This window comes from Exobacillus caeni (assembly GCF_005747095.1).
GTDB classification, from domain to species: domain Bacteria; phylum Bacillota; class Bacilli; order Bacillales; family Guptibacillaceae; genus Exobacillus; species Exobacillus caeni.
In genome coordinates, this window is sequence record NZ_SWLG01000019.1 from 1 (window position 1) to 18608 (window position 18608).

General features: G+C 36.5%; 22 protein-coding genes. 18 read left to right on the forward strand and 4 right to left on the reverse strand.

Features of this window, described 5'->3' with window-relative positions; translation table 11 throughout:
- Positions 1–254: 254 nt before the first annotated feature.
- The 16 genes from FCL54_RS19570 to FCL54_RS19640 all read left to right on the forward strand — a co-directional run bounded on the left by FCL54_RS19570 (position 255) and on the right by FCL54_RS19640 (position 13620).
- A complete protein-coding gene (locus FCL54_RS19570; protein WP_171016936.1) occupies positions 255–731 on the forward strand; it encodes a VanZ family protein in 477 nt (158 codons plus the stop codon).
- Between the two features lie 278 nt (positions 732–1009).
- Positions 1010–2947: an asparagine synthase-related protein gene (locus FCL54_RS19575; protein ID WP_138128620.1), complete on the forward strand. Its 1938-nt coding sequence runs from the start codon at positions 1010–1012 to the stop codon at positions 2945–2947.
- A 14-nt stretch (positions 2948–2961) separates the two neighbouring features.
- Positions 2962–3123 (forward strand): paeninodin family lasso peptide, encoded by a 162-nt coding sequence (locus tag FCL54_RS19580; protein WP_138128621.1) that lies wholly within the window; start codon positions 2962–2964, stop codon positions 3121–3123.
- A 90-nt stretch (positions 3124–3213) separates the two neighbouring features.
- Entirely contained in the window at positions 3214–4158 is a 945-nt protein-coding gene (locus FCL54_RS19585; protein WP_138128708.1) for a phosphoenolpyruvate carboxykinase (ATP), read from the forward strand.
- Entirely contained in the window at positions 4145–4438 is a 294-nt protein-coding gene (locus FCL54_RS19590; protein ID WP_246055356.1) for a lasso peptide biosynthesis PqqD family chaperone, read from the forward strand. Before FCL54_RS19585 ends, FCL54_RS19590 begins: the two co-directional genes overlap by 14 nt.
- Before the next feature lie 45 nt (positions 4439–4483).
- On the forward strand, positions 4484–4933 hold the full coding sequence (locus FCL54_RS19595) for a lasso peptide biosynthesis B2 protein (RefSeq protein ID WP_138128623.1): 450 nt from the start codon (positions 4484–4486) through the stop codon (positions 4931–4933).
- On the forward strand, positions 4923–6095 hold the full coding sequence (locus FCL54_RS19600; protein ID WP_138128624.1) for a nucleotidyltransferase domain-containing protein: 1173 nt from the start codon (positions 4923–4925) through the stop codon (positions 6093–6095). Before FCL54_RS19595 ends, FCL54_RS19600 begins: the two co-directional genes overlap by 11 nt.
- A gap of 11 nt (positions 6096–6106) precedes the next feature.
- The gene (locus tag FCL54_RS19605) at positions 6107–7906 is read left to right on the forward strand and encodes an ABC transporter ATP-binding protein (protein ID WP_138128625.1); all 1800 of its coding nucleotides are present in this window, start codon (positions 6107–6109) and stop codon (positions 7904–7906) included.
- 140 nt (positions 7907–8046) lie between these two features.
- Positions 8047–8223 (forward strand): hypothetical protein, encoded by a 177-nt coding sequence (locus tag FCL54_RS24150; RefSeq protein WP_171016938.1) that lies wholly within the window; start codon positions 8047–8049, stop codon positions 8221–8223.
- A 39-nt stretch (positions 8224–8262) separates the two neighbouring features.
- Positions 8263–9048, forward strand: coding sequence for a hypothetical protein (locus FCL54_RS19610; protein WP_138128626.1), 786 nt, complete (start codon positions 8263–8265; stop codon positions 9046–9048).
- Positions 9048–9317: a PqqD family protein gene (locus FCL54_RS19615; RefSeq protein WP_138128627.1), complete on the forward strand. Its 270-nt coding sequence runs from the start codon at positions 9048–9050 to the stop codon at positions 9315–9317. The genes FCL54_RS19610 and FCL54_RS19615 overlap by 1 nt, the downstream gene beginning before the upstream one ends.
- Complete coding sequence (locus FCL54_RS19620) at positions 9307–9762, forward strand: signal peptidase I (RefSeq protein WP_138128628.1); 456 nt, start codon at positions 9307–9309, stop codon at positions 9760–9762. Before FCL54_RS19615 ends, FCL54_RS19620 begins: the two co-directional genes overlap by 11 nt.
- Positions 9763–9780: 18 nt before the next feature.
- Positions 9781–11592: an ABC transporter ATP-binding protein gene (locus FCL54_RS19625; protein WP_138128629.1), complete on the forward strand. Its 1812-nt coding sequence runs from the start codon at positions 9781–9783 to the stop codon at positions 11590–11592.
- A gap of 47 nt (positions 11593–11639) precedes the next feature.
- Positions 11640–12698, forward strand: coding sequence for a nucleotidyltransferase family protein (locus FCL54_RS19630; protein WP_171016939.1), 1059 nt, complete (start codon positions 11640–11642; stop codon positions 12696–12698).
- Between the two features lie 248 nt (positions 12699–12946).
- A complete protein-coding gene (locus FCL54_RS19635) occupies positions 12947–13255 on the forward strand; it encodes a hypothetical protein (protein ID WP_138128632.1) in 309 nt (102 codons plus the stop codon).
- A gap of 134 nt (positions 13256–13389) precedes the next feature.
- Positions 13390–13620: a hypothetical protein gene (locus FCL54_RS19640; RefSeq protein ID WP_138128634.1), complete on the forward strand. Its 231-nt coding sequence runs from the start codon at positions 13390–13392 to the stop codon at positions 13618–13620.
- Between the two features lie 245 nt (positions 13621–13865).
- On the opposite strand, the gene FCL54_RS19645 is transcribed toward FCL54_RS19640, so the two are convergent.
- The 3 genes from FCL54_RS19645 to proV are packed head-to-tail and all read right to left on the reverse strand — an operon-like array spanning position 13866 to position 16873.
- Complete coding sequence (locus FCL54_RS19645) at positions 13866–14819, reverse strand: glycine betaine ABC transporter substrate-binding protein (protein WP_138128636.1); 954 nt, start codon at positions 14817–14819, stop codon at positions 13866–13868.
- Positions 14820–14830: 11 nt separating this feature from the next.
- Complete coding sequence (choW, locus tag FCL54_RS19650; protein ID WP_138128638.1) at positions 14831–15667, reverse strand: choline ABC transporter permease subunit; 837 nt, start codon at positions 15665–15667, stop codon at positions 14831–14833.
- Positions 15668–16873, reverse strand: coding sequence for a glycine betaine/L-proline ABC transporter ATP-binding protein ProV (proV, locus tag FCL54_RS19655; protein WP_138128640.1), 1206 nt, complete (start codon positions 16871–16873; stop codon positions 15668–15670).
- 333 nt (positions 16874–17206) lie between these two features.
- On the opposite strand from proV, the gene FCL54_RS19660 reads away from it, so the two are divergent.
- Positions 17207–17737: a GbsR/MarR family transcriptional regulator gene (locus tag FCL54_RS19660; protein WP_138128642.1), complete on the forward strand. Its 531-nt coding sequence runs from the start codon at positions 17207–17209 to the stop codon at positions 17735–17737.
- A gap of 63 nt (positions 17738–17800) precedes the next feature.
- Here the strand turns inward: FCL54_RS19660 and FCL54_RS19665 are convergent, their stop codons facing one another.
- A complete protein-coding gene (locus FCL54_RS19665; RefSeq protein ID WP_138128644.1) occupies positions 17801–18139 on the reverse strand; it encodes a DUF192 domain-containing protein in 339 nt (112 codons plus the stop codon).
- Positions 18140–18330: 191 nt separating this feature from the next.
- Here FCL54_RS19665 and FCL54_RS19670 point away from each other — a divergent pair, with 191 nt between their 5' ends.
- A complete protein-coding gene (locus FCL54_RS19670) occupies positions 18331–18516 on the forward strand; it encodes a Flp family type IVb pilin (protein WP_138128646.1) in 186 nt (61 codons plus the stop codon).
- The last annotated feature ends 92 nt before the right edge of the window (positions 18517–18608 follow it).

Consider the following 18608-nt stretch of genomic DNA (forward strand, 5'->3'; position numbering starts at 1 on the left):
AAAGAAAAAAGCTGGCATACAGCCAACTATTGTTCGGTGAATTAGGGAATTTGTTTCCGCTGAAAATAGGGAATATCTAACCGGTGTTGACAGCTCCAGCTTATACTGTTGAGAAGAATAAACTTTATGGATCTGTACTACATCTTAAAGAGAAAGATTTAAATAAAGAAAATAAATTGTTTTCGAAATAACAGCCCTGGCCCGTGTTGAGATCACGCGTGTCTTTTATGAATTTAATGAAGGATGATGTTTCTATGAGAGTGGCAATAGGCCGAATATTAATAAGGATCCTGCCAATAGTTTATATGGTATTTATATGGATACAGTCAAGCCGCTTTAATCCTGAATCGGTATACAGTCTTTCAGGTCGGATTCCTATGGAGATTCTTCTTATATTAGGAATGTGCCTTGAACTTGCTCATCTTTTTGAATTCGGTTTATTGTACTGCTTATTAATTATTGCATTAATTAGTATAAAACCTTTAACTAGAGCGCAGAATTACCTGGCTTTGTTATTCTCAATCAGTTATGCAGCATTGGATGAAATTCATCAACATTTTGTACCATTTAGATCTACCTCGTTTGAGGACTTAGTGAAAGATATGATAGGAATCTTATTAATATGGTGGATTGTTAAAAGAACATATATTGATAAGAGAAGTTCTAGAGTAGGTAAATTGATGACAGAAATAACACATCGATTAGGTAATTCTCATGAGGAAAAACTTTAAATCAATAAATCGATAGTTCATTGGATAATCTCCCTTGAATAACGTGAAAAATTATAAGAAAGATGCTATTGATAATAATAAAAAAATATGATATTGTTCTTATTAAAGAACGGAATCTCTAAAAGTTCAAAGAGAGACAATCTAAATAATTACTTTACTCACCTTAGATTCTACTAAGAAATATTTAGTTTGTGTTTAAGGTGAAATAAATAAGATATCGTTTTTTTTATCATTTTGTTCTTTATAATGAATATCTCTTTTCGTAATAGGAGGAAACAATGAGTGCTATTGCAGGAATATATCATCTAAATGATGAGCATGTTTCTTCAGATGAGAAGCATATATTAATGAAATCTCTAGAAAGATTCCCTTCAGACGATATCCAGACTTGGTACCGAGATAATGTATTCTTAGGATGTCATGCCCAATGGATAACACCTGAGTCTATAGGAGAGATTTTACCGTTTCATGATAATGAAAGGAAATGTACCATTACTGCTGATGCTATTATAGACAACCGAGAGGAATTGTTCGCGGCTTTACAAGTGAATCGAGAAGATCAAAAAGTAATTCCTGATAGTCTTCTCATTCTATTAGCCTACTATAAGTGGGGGGAAGATTGTCCAAAGTATTTGATTGGTGATTTTGCATTTATGATTTGGGACGAGAGAGAACAAAAACTATTTGGGGCCAGGGATCCATCTGGGTATCGTACTCTATATTATTACAGTAATGACTCTACATTTACCTTTTGCACAACGATAGAACCACTGCTATCTTTACCTACAATAAAAAAACAATTAAATGAAAAATGGTTAGCTGAGTATATAGCTATCTCAGGAATGATTGATACTGTTGATGCACACATAACACCATATCTAAACATATATCAGATTCCCCCATTTCATTCAGTCGTTGTTTCTAAGAATAAACTAAGGCAAAAAAAATACGGGCGTTTTTATTCAGGAGAACAGATTCGTTATAAATCTAATGAAGAATATGTTGAAGCTTTTCAGGAAGTATTTCAAAGCGCCATAAACTCAAGATTACGTACTTATAAAAATATTGGTTCACAACTTAGTGGAGGTTTAGATTCTGGTGCTGTTGTTGGATTTGCTGCAAACGAGCTAAAGAAACAGAATAAATTGCTACATACTTTTAGTTATTTACCACCAAGTGATTTTGTAGATTATACGCCTAAAAGACTCATGCCTAACGAGACTCCCTTTATAAAGAAAACAGTCGATTATGTTGGAGGGATTTCAGATCACTATTACCATTTTGATGGTATTGATTCTTACTCGGAAGTAGATTCAATGTTGAAAATTAATGAAATGCCCTATAAATTTTTTGAGAATTCCTTTTGGTTAAAAGGAATCTTTGAAAAGGCTGGATCTGAAAATATTGGAGTATTACTAAACGGAGATAACGGAAATTTAACGATTTCATGGGGAAACGCACCTTATTATTATTCAGTACTCTTAAGGAAATTAAAATGGATAAAACTTACTCATGAATTAAATCTGTTTAGTAGAAATGTAGGCGGAGCAAGGTTTAGGAATATACCATATATCGCAAGCATGGCTTTTCCTTTTATGAATAAAGTACTCTCAAAACCAACAAGTAAGAAACCTACATTGATTAATCAAGAATTTGCAGAGAGTACAAGAGTTTATGAAAAGTTAAGGGATTTTGGAATAGATGAATCTGGTTGGTTTACTGGAAATGACTTTTTTTCGCAAAGAAGAATGATTTATGATGACATTTGTCCATGGAATGCTGGTAACACGCTCTACGCTAAGCTTTCCTTACAGCATTCTCTATGGAAGCGTGACCCTACTAATGATATAAGAGTTGTAAGATACTGCCTTTCAATTCCAGAAAATCAATATGTCCAAAATGGAATGGACCGAGCTCTAATACGTAGATCAACTGAAAATATATTGCCAGATCAAATTAGGTTGAATCAAAAAATTCGTGGTATACAAGCTGCAGATTGGGTACATAGAATAATTCCACATTGGGATCAATTTATGGAAGAAATTAAACAGTTAAGTTTGGATAAGGAGATATTAAAATACTTCAATTATGACACGTTAAAATTTGCATTACATAAAGGGGCACATGATCCAAATAGAGAGTTAATTTCTGACCCCCATTATCGTGTTCTAAATCAAAGTTTAGTGTTATATCGTTTTATTAAAAATTTTTACTAAAGGAGGTGATATAGATGAAAAAAGTATGGAATGCACCAAAACTAGAGGCACTAGATGTAAAAATGACAATGTGGAACATGGAAGGTAATAATCATGATGGAGCCTGGACAGAGCACATCTCTAATCCAGTAGACCATGATGGTGATGGCGAGATGACTGAAGCAATGATGAGTTAATAATTTTTACATTAAAAAGCCCTTATTTATTCAAATGAATAAGGGCTGTCTTTGTCTTAAGTAATCTTGAGGATACATGGAGTGAAAAAGATGATATTAACGGAGAAAGAATGGATCTACAAAGCTTTTGGTTTAACTGTTAAAAGTGAACTGCTTTTACCAGAATTGTTTATAGAAAATAATCTTAACTTTTTAATAGATGTAGAAATTATAATAGACGATTTAAAAGCGATGTGGAAGTGTTTAGGTGGAGGAAAGGTTGGTTTCATCCTAAAAGAAGATACGGTTCTATTTAAATTAGATGAAATAGCTATCTTTTTAATAGAAAGCGGTAAAAAAATAACCGTTTGTCCACTCTATGATTATAAAGAAGATATAGCTCAAATGATTATTTTAGGAACTTGTATGGGAGCCGTATTAATGCAGAGAAATATCCTTCCCTTACACGGAAGCGCTATTGCAATAAATGGAAAAGCATATGCTATTATTGGAGATTCAGGTGCTGGAAAGTCAACTCTAGCTTCTACATTTATACATCACAATTTTCAAATATTAACGGATGATGTTATAGCTGTTTCACTCTCACAGGATAATTTACCATTTGTCATTCCGTCGTATCCTCGGCAAAAGCTATGGAAGGAAACCCTGAATAAATTTGGAGTAGCCTCTGAAAATTATAAAACGGTATATGGAAGACAAACCAAATATTATGTTCCTATATCAGATACTTTCGTAAAAAATCCTTTACCACTTGCAGGTATTTTTGAACTTGTGAAAACGGAAGAACAGGATGTAGCTATTAAACCAGTCAATGTTCTGGAACAATTATCCAAATTGTTTAATCACACTTACAGAAATTTATTTATCTCAGGATTAAACCGTATAGATTGGCATTTCAATACCTCAACCTATATTTTGAATAACCTAAAGATGTATCAGTTATGTCGTCCAGTTTCTAAGTTTACTGCAAACGAATTAGTCTCGATCATTTTAAAGACTGTCGAAAGGGAGAATGCAAAAAGTGAAAACATTTGAAAAGATTACTCAATACGATGTTATCTCGCAAACTGAAGGGAATATTTGCAGTGATATGGCCGGAGAAAAGGTCATGCTAAGTATAAAAAACGGCAAGTACTACAACTTAGGGGAAACGGGTGGAGATATTTGGGACATGATTATAAATCCAATAGAAGTTAATGCAATTGTCGAAAATCTGGTAATTCAATATGAAGTGAATCAAGAGGAATGTGAGGGTCAAGTCCTCTCCTTTTTAGAAGAGTTGTTAGAACAAGATCTAATTAAAAAAAGTAAGTAGGTTTTTGTTGTGAGATATTATAAACTTTTAAAATTATTTGTTCTGATGAACAACAAAACAAAATTTCTATTAATAGAAGCTTTTTTTTATTTGGGGTACGCAAGGGTAATTAAAAGTTTGCCATTCAATAAGGCACTTAGCTATGTAGGATTAGAGAATAAAGAAACCACGTTTGATGCTGATTATAGTGTAGTTGATGTAAGAACAATAAAAGAGATCTCTCAAATTATTAGTATAATGAGTCATCATACACCTTGGGAAAGTAAGTGTCTTGTAAAGGCCATAGCTTGTTTAAAAATGTTAGAAAGGCGTTATATAGAAAGTACTTTATACTTGGGGACAGGAAAGGATGAGGCAGGGAAGATGATTGCACATGCCTGGTTAAGGAGCGGCCCCTATTATATTACAGGTTCTGAGGGTATGGATAGGTTTAAAGTGGTTGGAACATTTGCAAAAAGAATAAAAGTTAGCAGGAGAGAAGAACATGCTCAATAATGCCAGTCTAAATGTGTCTGCAATTCCAAAAGAGTTAAAACTAATTTTAGGGATCCTTGGAAAAAGTCAAACAGTGAAAAAGGATATGTTTATTGACATAGACTGGGATAAATTCTGTAAGCTTGCACTTCACCATCGAGTTTATCCTTTATTGTATACAAAACTAACAAAATCCGATATAGAGGATATACCTTGTCCTGTTCTTCAAACCTTAGAAATAGCATTTAAGAAAAATACTTTGCACATGCTTCATTTAACTTCCCAAATGGAACAGCTTAGCAAACTGTGTTCTGAAAATAATATCCCCTGTATAATATTAAAAGGTCCCGTGCTGGCTTTTGAGCTTTATGGAAATTTGTCACTTCGAACATGCGGGGATTTAGATGTACTTGTTCCGATTCATAAGTTAGAAAAAGTTGACCAACTCCTCACAGAACAGGGTTTTAAAATGGATGACTATATAGAAACAGTATTAGCTGACTGGAAATGGAGACATCATCATGTTACTTACTTCCACCCCGTCTTGAAAACAAAATTAGAAATACATTGGCGTTTAAACCCCGGTCCTGGAAAAGAACCTTCTTTTGAGGAGTTATGGAAAAGAAAACGTAAGTTCCAATTAAATAGCCAAACAGTATACTACCTTGGAATAGAAGATTTACTTTTATTTCTTGTATCTCATGGTGCAAGACATGGATGGTCGAGATTACGTTGGTTGATGGATATTCACTATATAACTGAACAAGAAGTAAATTCTAATAAGTTATTAACTTTATCAAAAGATCACCATAATTCACATTTGTTAGGACAAGCATTAAACCTTTCTTCACAGTTATTAGATACTAGAGTGAACAAGGATTTGGACTATATAGTTTCTAAAAGAAAATCAGAACGACTAGCACAAGAAGCTATTTACTATTTGGAGAGAATGGTGAATCTACATAATAACCCTGTGCCTAATGATGTTGCGTTATATCATAGTCGCCATTTGTTTTCATTAATGTCCTTTAATCAAAAAGTAATCTATCTATTAAGTCTATTACATCCATTTCCTGAAGATGCACAAACACTTCCCTTACCGAAAAAATTTCACTTTTTATATTTTCCTTTGCGTCCAATCTTATGGTTATGGAGAAAGACTCGGAAATTTGCATTACCTTAGGGGGCATATAAATGAACCATATTTTATATTTTACAAAACAGATTCATTTTTTCGCTGGAAAGAAATTATACTTTAATCTTATAGCAATGATGTTTATAAGTTTACTTGAGAGTGCAGGAATATTTCTTGTGATTCCTTTGATAACTTTAACGGGAATTATTAAATTTGAAGCTACTGGTCATCCCTTACTTACATGGCTGTCAAATCTTTTTATAGGAATTCCTGAAACCATAAGCTTGTTGATCATATTAAGTTTATATGTCCTAATAATCATTGGACAAAGCTTATTCCAAAAAAGACAAATTATTACTGGTGCAAGAATTCAACAGGGGTTTACAAGGTATTTAAAAGAAAAAACCTATACAAGCTTTCTGCAAGCCGACTGGGGATTCTTTATAGGGAAACGAAAATCAGACTTAATTAACATTATGATTACAGAAATTGGACGTGTAAGTGGAGGTGTGCAAATGTTTTTGCAATTTATGTCTGCACTAGTATTTACAACTATCCAGATATCAATCGCATTCTGGTTATCTCCTCAGATGACCATCTCTGTTTTAATTTTGGGGATCAGTCTAATTTTCCTTTCTAGATCTTTTATACAAAAATCCACCAAATTAGGAACGGAGACTTATGAACTTTCTCGCACCTTACTTGCTGGAATTACAGATCATTTTAATGGCATTAAAGATATTAAAAGTAATTCACTAGAAAACTTACATGTCACATGGTTTCAAAAGGTAAGTGATGAAGTTGATCAAAACGTTTTGAAAATAATTAAATTAAAAACTACCTCAAAACTCTTGTTTAAATTAGTTTCAGCTTTTTTAATTGCAATATTTGTGTTTTATTCAATAAAAATGTTTCAGGCCCAACCTGCACAACTAATGCTGATTTTAATGATCTTTGCAAGACTTTGGCCCAGGTTTAGTGGTATTCAATCTAATTTGGAGCAACTGGGTGCTGTAGTACCTTCTTTTAAAGTTCTCCTTGATATTCAAAACGAGAGCTCACTAGCTAGAGAATTTAATGAGGAAGTCTATTCCAAGGTTGTGTCAACAGAAATAAAATATGGGATTGAAAGTAGAAATGTTTCGTTTCGCTATAATCTAAATGAAAAACGATATGCACTTAAAGATATAAGCATAAATATACCAGCCAATCAAATGACAGCTATAGTAGGACCATCTGGTGCAGGAAAAAGCACTCTTGTTGACTTGTTAATGGGATTAAACAGACCAGAAGTAGGAGAGGTACTAATAGACTGTATACCACTGACTAAAGAGAATTTGATTTCGCTAAGAAAGTCTGTTAGCTATGTACCACAAGATCCGTTTCTTTTTAATTCTACATTAAGGGAGAACTTGCACTTAATTAATCCAGATGCAACCGATACAGAAATATGGGAAGCCTTAGAATTCTCATCGGCTGCAGAGTTTGTTAGGAAATTACCGCAAGGATTAGAAACACTTATAGGTGATAGAGGAGTAAGACTTTCCGGGGGAGAAAGACAACGAATTGTACTTGCAAGAGCTATATTAAGGAGACCATCCATTTTGGTATTAGACGAAGCCACAAGTGCACTAGATAGTGAAAACGAAGCCAAAATACAAAAAGCAATTGATCAACTAAAAGGAAAGATGACAATTATAGTAATTGCACATCGTTTATCAACCATTCGAAATGCAGATCAAGTGATAGTGTTGGATAAAGGAGAAGTTGTTCAATCAGGTTCCTATTATCAACTGGCGAGAGAAAAACAAAGCATGTTTAGTAACTTGTTAGAAAAACAGACAGGGGTGCCCTTTTAAAGAACATTGTCGAAAGTTTGTTCTTTAAAAAGAACGTTAAGTGTATTAAAATACTCTTAAGAAAGGTTTAGAGATAGAAAAGGGGACAGAATACTTTTTGAACATAATGTTCGTTATATTAAACCAAAGGAGGTAGAATAATGAAAAAATCAGCCTACAAAGCGCCTGAGATTTTAAATCATCAGCCAATAACCTTTGAGACGTCACAAAGCTGGAATAAAGGGCATGGTCCAGTTTCAGGAGATGATGGCAACAGTGATGGAGACAAATATCCACATGAGCCATATGTTCCTAAAAAGCCACACCCCAACAAATAATTTATTAAATAGTCAAAAGTGACACAAGGAGATTTTATAATGGAAAGGTTTCAAATTAAGATAGCGGACCATGTTATAAAAATTAATGGAAAGAGAAGTGAACTTCTAGGAGTCTTAAGGGATAAATATAGAGCTTTTTTATATGATGAAGTTGGGGATATAGACCTGTTCCTTAATATAGAAGGAGGATACGGTTCTCCTTTTACAAACAATAACGTAAAAATATATTCCGATAATTGGAAAACCATGTATCAGAGGGCCGACTATCTAATAGAAGTAGAACAAGATTACAAAACAGCCAAAATTTCAGCCCATGATGAACTGGCACTCAAACACGCTCTTATGAATCTCTACAGTTCTTTCATTTTGCATTATAACTGGGGTTTGTTAATTCATTCTTCTTGTGTCATAGAAAATGGAAAAGCGCACATTTTTGCTGGTAATTCCGGTGCAGGTAAGTCGACCGCAGCGAAGCTCTCAAAACCCAGAGATCTTTTGGCGGATGAGGCTACAATTGTAAAAGTTGATGAAGATAAGATATCTGTTTATGATTCCCCATTTCGAAGTGAGCTGGAATCTACTAAAGAGGAAGTCCCATGTCAACTTGGGTATATACATTTATTAAATCAATCGCTGACAAATGAAAGAATTAGTTTAACAAAAGCACAGGCTATTATGGAACTGACTGATAAAGTTTTTTATTGGTGCCATACCCCAGAGGAAGCTAAAAGGATCTTTCAACTCTTAACTAAATTAGTGGAGACAATTCCTGTGGACAATCTCCACTTTCAAAAAAACAATACATTTTGGGAGCTGATTTCCTAATGAATCGATATGTTCATACAAGCGATTATGAAACATCTCAATTAGATGATGAGTGGGTTGTCCTGAATACGGATAGTTTTATGATCACGAAGTTAAATGAAGTAGGCGGGTTTTGCTGGTCTTTGCTGCACGAGCCAAAATCAGTCCAGGTCATTGTGGCTAAAATCAAAGAAAATTACATACTAGATAATGAAGAAGTAGAAGTTGAAGATATAGAAAAGTTTTTAAATCAACTAATTGATTATGGATTGGTGAAGCATGCAAAATAACAGTGATTCAGTTGCTCTAATAACAAAGGTCCTTAAAAAGTATGATGAGATTGATCTGCCTGCAGAGGGTACTAGTATGTTTCCTTTGATAAAGAAAGGGGATATATGCACATTTAGAAGGTGTGATCCTTCAGAATTCCAAAGAGGTGATATCATTTTATTTTTAACCAGTGAGGGGCGTCTGGTGGCCCATCGATTGATGCATAAGAAACTTACCATTGACAAATGTTATTTTCTTTTTAAAGGTGATACAAACTTGGGGTTCGATGAGCCTATTTTTGAGGAAAATATCATTGGGAAACTCGCTTTAGTTAAACGAAACCAGATCAAATTTTCTTCAGCCAATCTAGTAGTTCATGCTTGGAGTAGACTGATTATTTGGTTTCCGATTATTTCATACTGGCTCAGACTGTATCTAAACAGAAAGAGAAAACTGCAATTTTAAACCTTTGGAGCTGTTATAATGCTTAAACAAATTTTTTTTCCTTTCATGCATGATATCAAGCAGTATGTATATATAAAGGATATCAAAAAAGTATATTCCTTATTGTTGCCATTCATGTTGAAAGAACGTAAGTCCTACCTTATTATGCTCGTTTTGCTTGGTCTGGATATAGCGTTGACTATAGCTTTTGCATGGTTTTTTGGAAGTATGACGGATGCAGCGGTTCAGAGTGATTTTGAAAAATTGAAACAATTGGTTCCGATTGGAATCATATTAGTAGTTCTAAGTATTTCCTCCAATTTTCTTGATATCCTAATGGAGACAAAAACAAGAACTGGCTTGAAAAGGGATCTCAAGAACCACTTATTTCACCATATATTAAGATTGCCCACTTCAAAGTATTCCACTAGTCGATCTGGGGATCTATTATCCCATTTTTCCAATGACATTCATAGTGTAGACGGTTTGATAGGTAGAAGTCTTATTAATTTGATTCGTCTCCCTATTATTTATATAGCTGTGTTCATTTATTTAGTTAATATTAACTGGGAGTTGTCGTTGTTCAGCATTGCGGTTGCTCCAATAGCTTTAGTAGCCGGGGCCTTATTTGGGTGGTTGCTGCGCAATAACAGCCGGTTAATTCATCACCTTATTGGAAGTATTAGTAATCTATTAACAGAGACATTGCAAGGGTTGCCAGTGATTAGGTCGTTTACGCTGGAAAAGCAGGTATACATGGATTATAAAAAGAAAAATCAAAAGCTCTATGAGCTGGAAATGCAGAATGCGAAGCTTCAAGGCTGGTTTAGTTCCGGCGGGCAGCTTGTAAGTTCAATTACATATCTGGTTAGTTTATGCTTAGGTGCATATTATGTGTCACATAATATTATTTCGGTTGGAGCATTGTTGACGTTTGTAAACCTGGTCCATCATTTGGTAAATCCGCTCACCGGCCTGGCAGGACAGTGGGCAGGGTTTCAATGGTCTGTATCTGCACTGGAAAGAGTCATTAATGTATTGGATGCTCCTACAGACTCAACAGCTCTTCCAACTCATTTTCCAATAAAGGAAAGATCTGCAGGTATTGAATTTAAAGGAGTCTCATTCTGCTATGAGAAAGATAAGTTAGTGTTAGAAAACATAGATTTGCAAATACCACCCGGAAAAATGGTTGCTATCGTTGGGCCAAGTGGTGCAGGTAAGTCAACTTTATTGAACTTGCTTCAAGGTTTTTACCTCGCTCAAAAAGGAACTATTCTGCTAAATGGAAAGGCCAAGGATGATTATACACTTAGTGAATTAAGAAGCATGATTGCCCATGTACCGCAGGAAACATTCTTATTTGCCGGTACAGTAAAGGATAATCTTTCTTTGGCCCGTCCAGGTGTAACAGAGAAGGAAATGATTAAAGCTGCCAAATCTGCTGACATTTATAATTTTATTATGACTCTTCCCGAAGGATTTGACACAGAAATAGGAGAGAGAGGCATAAAGTTGTCAGGGGGCCAAAAGCAACGTATTGCCATAGCGAGAGCCATTCTGAAAGATGCTCCCATACTGCTGCTTGACGAGGCGACTTCTGCTCTTGACAGTAAAACCGAATCAAATATAAAAAACGCATTGGACTTATTAAAGGAAGGGCGGACAACCATTATTATTGCCCATAGGTTATCAACTATAAAAAAGGCAGACTTAATTGTAGTAATGGATGAAGGCAGGATAATCCAAATGGGCCGCCATGCAGAATTGCTATTACAAGGCGGATTATATAAGCAATTAAACGATATGCAATTTTTTGAAGAAAAAAAGGCGGAAGTGTTGAATGCATAATTTAATAGAAAGGAATGCCTAAAATGCTTACTCCTCTTTTAAGTTCATTGTATGATAAAAATACTAAGCTTCCGAGCAACAGAGATTATTATCTCGAGGCTATTGAAGAAATAGAAGCCACTTCTATTTCTTCTCAGGTCTACCAAAAGTTAAAAGAAAAAGGACAACTTGAGAAAACCCCTTTGTTTTTTCAGGTCAGGTTAAAACAAAAGTACGAGGAAACTGTGTTTCAAAACCTTTTTATAAAGAATCAGACAGATAAGCTGCTGGAAGAATGTGAGAAAGGGAAAATAGAAGTGATTCCACTTAAAGGAGTGTATTTTTCCCAAGAATATTTTGGGCATCTCGGGGCAAGAGGAACTTCCGATATAGATGTATTAGTAAAAAGAGAGTCAGTTGAGAAGACTATAAAGCTGGTGGAATCTTTAGGATACAATCAGGCTGAAAGATTCATACCTGGACATTTTCACTGTTCATTTAGTAAATGTATACCTGGATCATCAAATCCTTTGACTGTCGAAATTCACTGGAATGTTGTTAAAACAGCAACTTCAAGATTTAAAATTCAGGAGCTCTGGGAGGATTCTAGAGAGGTACCGGGAAGGACATATGTGAAGAGATTATCAAATCAATATCTTTTTTATATGATTTGCTTGCATGGCTGGAGGCATAATTTGGATTCACCAAAATATTATTTAGACATTATCCAATTGATTTATAAGTTTGGCAAACAATTGGACATACCTCAATTATTTTTAGATGCAAGAAGGCATGGAACCTATAAAAGGCTGGTCCGTACCTTGTCTATTGTTTATGGAGAGTTCCCTATTTTAGAAAATATGATGAAGCTTCCTACAAAACAGAAGAAAAGAGGCAGGGTGAACCGATATTGGGATTTTATTGACTATCAATTTTTAAGTTATGATTCATTTTTACATAGCCTAAAAGAAGTACATCAATGGTTATTCCCTGCAAAAGTGGATATTTACATTGAGTTGAACTTGCCGGAAAAAAATCAATGTTACCTAAAAAGCCTGTACTTTTTATATAAAAAGAGAGTTAGCAAATTTACCAAAGTAGTTACTTTATCTTTAAGAGGGGAGTAAACAATTATTCTGAAAAAACCACTAGTATTGCGAGTGGTTATATGCTTTAAACTGGAACATAAATTATATCTTTAGAATGGAGAAGAGTTTTATTGGATATTCTCCAATTTTAAGCAATAATTAATCAGTCAAATTTTTTTGAATGATTGAATGGACAAAGTTATTTGCTCTTTTTTGGATAAAAATCATCCTCCCGGGAAAAATAGGACTCGAAACAACATGAGTTCTATTGAAGGAGGATAACACAAATGACAAAGAAAATGATTTGGTTAATGTTTTTAGCTCTTTTAACCTTTGGTGTGCTAGCCGGTTGTCAGGCAGATGACGAAGGGCCTGTTGACCGCCCGGGTTCTGAAATCCAACAAAATCCTGATGACGGAGAGAATATTAATGAAGGTGATGGCACCATCGATGAAGAAGACGATGACAATATGAATGAAAACGGCAGGTATGAAGGCGATCTGGATGAAGACGGAACGATGAAAGAAGATGCTGGTACTAAGCGTGGAGCTGATGAAATTAATCCAGACACAAATGATAATAGGAATAATGATTAGAAGCCCCCTTCTCTGGGGCTTTTCTTCTGGTTAAACAAGTTTAAGATAAAAGATTGTATATAAAACCACTTGTATCGATGTTAATTTATGGTAGTATTGAACTATAAAAAGAAATGGGAGAGTAGTTCATACTAATGAAAAAGAAAACAACAATAGACTCATCTCCAGAGTCTTCTCTATTATTTACGCAAAAGCTATTATTACATTATTATAATTTTAAAATCTGGTATTACGGAAAGTTTGTTAAAGATGCAGGAGTATCAGAGCCATCTGAAAAATATCTTATGTACATAACCAGGAAAAATAACTTACTGAATGACTTGAAGGAAGAAAATAGAGAAGCGGAAAGAGAATCTGCAGCATAAAGCAGGTTCTTTTTCTTGTAGATGAACAGGTCGGGCTGGTAAACTGTATGGAAATTGTACTGTTCTTGTCGAATAATCGATATATTGAGTAATTCGAAGATAAAATTGCATTTTCGTAGATAATATTTTTAAATTCGTAGATATATTAAATAAATCGCAGATATAATCAAAAACTCGAAGATAAATGAAAAGCATCCAAAAAAACACACCAACTCATACGAATTGGTGTGTTTCTTCAATAAATATTACTCAGCCGGCTGAAGGTCCTCAATAGAATCTGCTTCAACATAGCTTGGTACTACAAGGCCAGTTTTCGCACCTTCAAGGTTTGGTCCAAGGCGTTCCATTTTGTCGCCGTACTGATCTAAGTAATCAGCGTGGGTTAGCGGCAACCAGCCAGCTACCATTGCGTCAGCGTCGCCTTCCGCGATTGCGGCAAACATTGGGCCAGCGTCTAATTGAGTTAGTTTTACTTTGTAACCGATGCTTTCAAGTACTTTTGCTACTACGTTCGTACTTGCGATTTCAGAATCCCATGCAACATATGCAAGGTTCACTTCATTACCGTCTACTTCTTCAGCACCTTTTGTCCACTCGTCAACTTTGTCGCTGTTTTCTTCAACCCATTTTGCTGCTGCTTCAGCTGGGTCCGCGCCATCCTGGATGTTTACCATTACAGCACCCATGTCGTCCGGAGTCCAGTGGAACTGGTCAAGAACAGTGTAAGCACTTGGCTCATCGTCTTTTAGTCCCTGACGTACAAATGTTTCGATGTTTTCTGCCTCACCATATACACCTTTTGGATCTTCAAGATATTTCAAGTCATATTTCGCGAACATCCAGTGTGGAGTCCAGCCAGTTACGATGATAGGCTCTTCCTTATCGATCGCTTTTCCTAAAGCAGCTGCCATCGCTGCGGAAGAAGATTCTTGAAGTGTCCATCCTTTAAGGCTATCGTATTCTTCAAGTGCTTTATTTGTTGCGCTCATGATTCCGGCACCAGGCTCGATTCCTGTAATTGTGTAGTCAAGTTCTTCGCCTACAGCTGCTGTACCTTCACCACTTCCTGCGTCAGATCCTTCACCGCCGCCTTCACTTCCTGCATTATTGCCGCCGTTGTTACCGCCGCAAGCTGCAAGCACTAGTGAAAGAGCAAGGACTAATGTAAATACTAAGAAATTTTTCTTTTTGAAAAACATCTAATTCCCCCTTAGTTTTGTTTTGTCTTACCTATATTTTGAGAAATCCGGTCAAGCATAATCGCTAAAATAACGATCGCTAGACCAGCTTCAAAACCAATACCAACTTTAATCTGAGTTACCGCCCGGTATACGTCTGCACCAAGGCCAGGCGCACCAACTAGTGATGCGATAACAACCATGGAAAGCGAAAGCATGATGCTCTGGTTAATTCCAGCCATGATTGTCGGAGTTGCTAGCGGCAGCTCTACTTTAAAAAGTTTTTGCCATGTCGTAGATCCGAATGCATTCGAAGCTTCGATCAAGTCTCCAGGGACCTGGCGAATTCCAAGGTTTGTTAAACGAATCGTCGGTGGCATCGCGAAAATTACAGATGCAATGATACCAGGCACCATACCGATCCCAAAGAATAGTATTGCCGGAATCAGGTAAACAAATGCAGGCATCGTCTGCATGAAGTCCAGGATCGGTGTAACAAAACTTCGGAATCCTTCACTCTGGGAAGCCCAGATTCCAAGCGGCACACCGAGAATGATCGAGATAATTACTGACGTTAAAACGAGGGCAAGTGTTTCGATCATCGGATCCCAGTATCCTAAGTTATTGATCAATAGCAATCCAAGACCTGTGAATAGAGCAACTGGCCAGCGGCTGGTCCACCATGCAAGCGCAACAAAAATTAGGATCAAAACGATTGCTGGAGGAAAGGCAAGAATAGAAACGATTCCTTCTACAAACCAGTCGATTCCATCTGTTATCGCATCAAAAAGCGGCCCGAAATTATCTGTTAAGTAATCAACACCGCTGTCTACCCAGTCAGCTAACGGAATTTCAGGAAAAATCTTCATTTAGCTCACCTCACTTGTATTGTTAGTTTCGTTTCCAGCCAATGCACCGATCACTGCACCGCGAACGATGATTCCTTTAAAACGGTCGTTTTCATCTATCACCGGTAATGGAAGCGGTGAGGCAGCCATTTTTACAAACATATCAGTGAGAAGGGTATCTTCTGCAACAGCCGGAAGGTCTTTGATCAAGATATCTTCCATATTAAGCTTGTTTTCTACCGCTTTAGCAGCATCCTGTGCAGTCACTGCACCGATCAATTGTTTCTTCTTATCAACAATGTAGATGCTTGATAGGCCGTTATCCTTCATTAATTGAAGTGCAACACGAGGACCACGGTCCAATCGCAATGTCTCAGCACGCTTCATCACATGAGATGCAGTCAATACTTTCGACAGATCAACATCTTCAACAAAACGCTCTACATAGTCGTTTGCCGGATTGGTCATGATTTCTTCCGGTGTACCGATTTGAACGATGCTTCCATCCTTCATCAATGCGATGCGGTCACCGATTCTTAACGCTTCATCAAGGTCATGCGTGATGAACACGATGGTTTTTTCCATTTTTTCCTGAAGGTCAAGAAGTTCATCCTGCATATCTTTTCTGATAAGCGGATCAAGAGCACTGAATGCTTCGTCCATCAAAAGGACGTCAGGATCGTTCGCAAGCGCTCTTGCCAGTCCGACACGCTGCTGCATACCGCCACTCAACTGGCCGGGATAGCTATGTTCATACCCTTTTAGCCCGACAAGCTCTAATGATTCCATTGCTTTTTGCTCGCGTTCTTGTTTTGGAACGTTCTGCACCTCTAGCCCGTATTCTGTATTTTGTAAAACAGTTCTGTGAGGGAACAGTGCAAAGCGCTGGAACACCATGCTTAGCTTCTTGCGTCGTACTTCTCTTAGTTGTTCTGGCTTCATCTTGACGATATCTTCATCATCAATCAATACCTGACCGTCAGTTGGCTCGATCAAGCGGTTCAGCAACCTTACAAGCGTGGACTTACCGGAACCGGAGAGCCCCATAATAACAAAGATTTCGCCAGGATAGACTTCAAAGCTCGCTTTGTTAACCCCAACGGTCATTCCCGTTTTTTCAAGTATTTCAGTTTTCGATTTTCCTTGATTTAAAAGCTTAACTCCCTGCTTAGGAGATTTCCCAAAGACTTTCGTTGCATCTTTCACTGTGATTTTGGCTTTTGCCATAGTTTCACCTCAAGTTTTTAATTGTCGTTCTATGTAATAATTCCTATGCTTTAGCGTTCATATCATTCATGTAAACAAAAGGAAGTACAAAAGTAGGTCCTTGAAACGACCTTTTAATTATATGTAATAGGAACAACTTACTACAAACCCGAAAAAGAGCCATATTAAGCTATAACAGTTTATACAGAAAAAACTGTACGCATTACATAGATAATCCCTAAGTTTCATCCCGAATACTCCTAAATGCTACCCACCTTCCCAAACCTCCTTTACATTTGAATTTGGAATACCTAAACTGAAGAAGACTAAATTTTTACAGGTGGTTTTTAAAATATGGACCAAAGGGATAAGCTTGACCAAGCAAGAGAACGAGTGATCGAATCCATCGCACAAAATATGGATTTATACAGTGTTACATCCTCTGTTGGAAGATTGTACGGAACAATGTTTTTTGAAAACGGTCCGATGACACTCGATGAAATGAAAGAAAAGCTACATATGAGTAAAACGAGTATGTCTACCGGGGTAAGATCCTTGATGGAGCTGCAGATGGTCGAAAAAGTCTGGAAAAAAGGCGAGCGTAAAGACCTTTATAAAACCAATGATGACTGGTATAAAACCTTTTCCGACTTCTTCTGCATCCGCTGGCGAAAAGGAATCGAGCTGAACCAGAAGGCATTGAACGATTCCATTGCAGAATTGCGGGAGGCAATGGAAGGGAATGATCTAGACGATGAGGAGAAGCAAAGCGTAGAAGCAGACCTGGAAAAAATGCAATACGCCATGGAATACTACACCTGGCTCAACAAAGTCGTCGACCTGTTTGAATCGGGGGAGATCTTTGATATTGTGGAGAAGCCGTAGAGCTACTGAAGGTGCCAGGCACCGAAAATGGACAGTTGTCCATATCCGGTGCCTGGCACCAATTTAGTAATAAACATAATTTCCCTCATAAACACCAAATCGTTCTGCTGTTCCCTGAGGCAATTCAATTGCGGTATGTGCATTTTTTATAGGAGGAACTATTCTCCAGGGTTTTAAATGAGGAACGATCTTTAATACTTTCCCTCTCTTATCTAAAAAAAGAACATCGATCGGAAAGCGCATGAAAAACATATGGATGGAATTACAGGGGGTGATGGCGATCCCTTTTTCAACTTGTAAGGACTTTTTCAACATCAATCCTCTGAACCTTTTGAAAAAAGTATTGTATTTTTCTATTTCGATCGGCAATTTTTTCGTAGTGTTTTGATGTAGGACTTCCATGTTACTCCTCCCTTTTATCTACCTTCAAATAGTAGCAAATACCCTGATTTGGCAGTGATTATAAAAGTGTCTAGTAGAAAATAACAGTTTATCCCAAAAAGTCTACCTTTTTCCAAAAAGCCGTGCTATTATCCTTTTAGCGACAACAGTTACGGTTGTTCGACTAAAAAATTAAAGGGTGACGATTTAAATTGACAAACATTTTTAGTCGTTTAGTGAAAGAGGAACAAGGCCAGGGGATGACAGAATACGGATTGATTCTTGGATTGGTTGCGCTAGCAGCAGTTGTAGCTTTAACAACGATGGGCGGATCGATTTCTGCTAAGTTTAATGAGATTATTTCTAAATTACAAGGTACTTCAACTACTAACGGTTAATAGTAATAGAACTTATCAATCATATACTAAGACTGTAGCTATATTGCAGTATATACCAGGCCTCACTCTCTAATCGAAGTTGGAAAGTGGGG

Bases quoted from the DNA above. Each gene is read 5' to 3' on its own strand.
- FCL54_RS19570 (WP_171016936.1), top strand. From the start codon at position 255: ATGAGAGTGGCAATAGGCCGAATATTAATAAGGATCCTGCCAATAGTT.
- FCL54_RS19575 (WP_138128620.1), top strand. From the start codon at position 1,010: ATGAGTGCTATTGCAGGAATATATCATCTAAATGATGAGCATGTTTCT.
- FCL54_RS19580 (WP_138128621.1), top strand. From the start codon at position 2,962: ATGAAAAAAGTATGGAATGCACCAAAACTAGAGGCACTAGATGTAAAA.
- FCL54_RS19585 (WP_138128708.1), top strand. From the start codon at position 3,214: ATGATATTAACGGAGAAAGAATGGATCTACAAAGCTTTTGGTTTAACT.
- FCL54_RS19595 (WP_138128623.1), top strand. From the start codon at position 4,484: ATGAACAACAAAACAAAATTTCTATTAATAGAAGCTTTTTTTTATTTG.
- FCL54_RS19600 (WP_138128624.1), top strand. From the start codon at position 4,923: ATGCTCAATAATGCCAGTCTAAATGTGTCTGCAATTCCAAAAGAGTTA.
- FCL54_RS19605 (WP_138128625.1), top strand. From the start codon at position 6,107: ATGAACCATATTTTATATTTTACAAAACAGATTCATTTTTTCGCTGGA.
- FCL54_RS24150 (WP_171016938.1), top strand. From the start codon at position 8,047: ATGAAAAAATCAGCCTACAAAGCGCCTGAGATTTTAAATCATCAGCCA.
- FCL54_RS19610 (WP_138128626.1), top strand. From the start codon at position 8,263: ATGGAAAGGTTTCAAATTAAGATAGCGGACCATGTTATAAAAATTAAT.
- FCL54_RS19615 (WP_138128627.1), top strand. From the start codon at position 9,048: ATGAATCGATATGTTCATACAAGCGATTATGAAACATCTCAATTAGAT.
- FCL54_RS19620 (WP_138128628.1), top strand. From the start codon at position 9,307: ATGCAAAATAACAGTGATTCAGTTGCTCTAATAACAAAGGTCCTTAAA.
- FCL54_RS19625 (WP_138128629.1), top strand. From the start codon at position 9,781: ATGCTTAAACAAATTTTTTTTCCTTTCATGCATGATATCAAGCAGTAT.
- FCL54_RS19635 (WP_138128632.1), top strand. From the start codon at position 12,947: ATGACAAAGAAAATGATTTGGTTAATGTTTTTAGCTCTTTTAACCTTT.
- FCL54_RS19640 (WP_138128634.1), top strand. From the start codon at position 13,390: ATGAAAAAGAAAACAACAATAGACTCATCTCCAGAGTCTTCTCTATTA.
- FCL54_RS19645 (WP_138128636.1), bottom strand. From the start codon at position 14,819: ATGTTTTTCAAAAAGAAAAATTTCTTAGTATTTACATTAGTCCTTGCT.
- choW (WP_138128638.1), bottom strand. From the start codon at position 15,667: ATGAAGATTTTTCCTGAAATTCCGTTAGCTGACTGGGTAGACAGCGGT.
- proV (WP_138128640.1), bottom strand. From the start codon at position 16,873: ATGGCAAAAGCCAAAATCACAGTGAAAGATGCAACGAAAGTCTTTGGG.
- FCL54_RS19660 (WP_138128642.1), top strand. From the start codon at position 17,207: ATGGACCAAAGGGATAAGCTTGACCAAGCAAGAGAACGAGTGATCGAA.
- FCL54_RS19665 (WP_138128644.1), bottom strand. From the start codon at position 18,139: ATGGAAGTCCTACATCAAAACACTACGAAAAAATTGCCGATCGAAATA.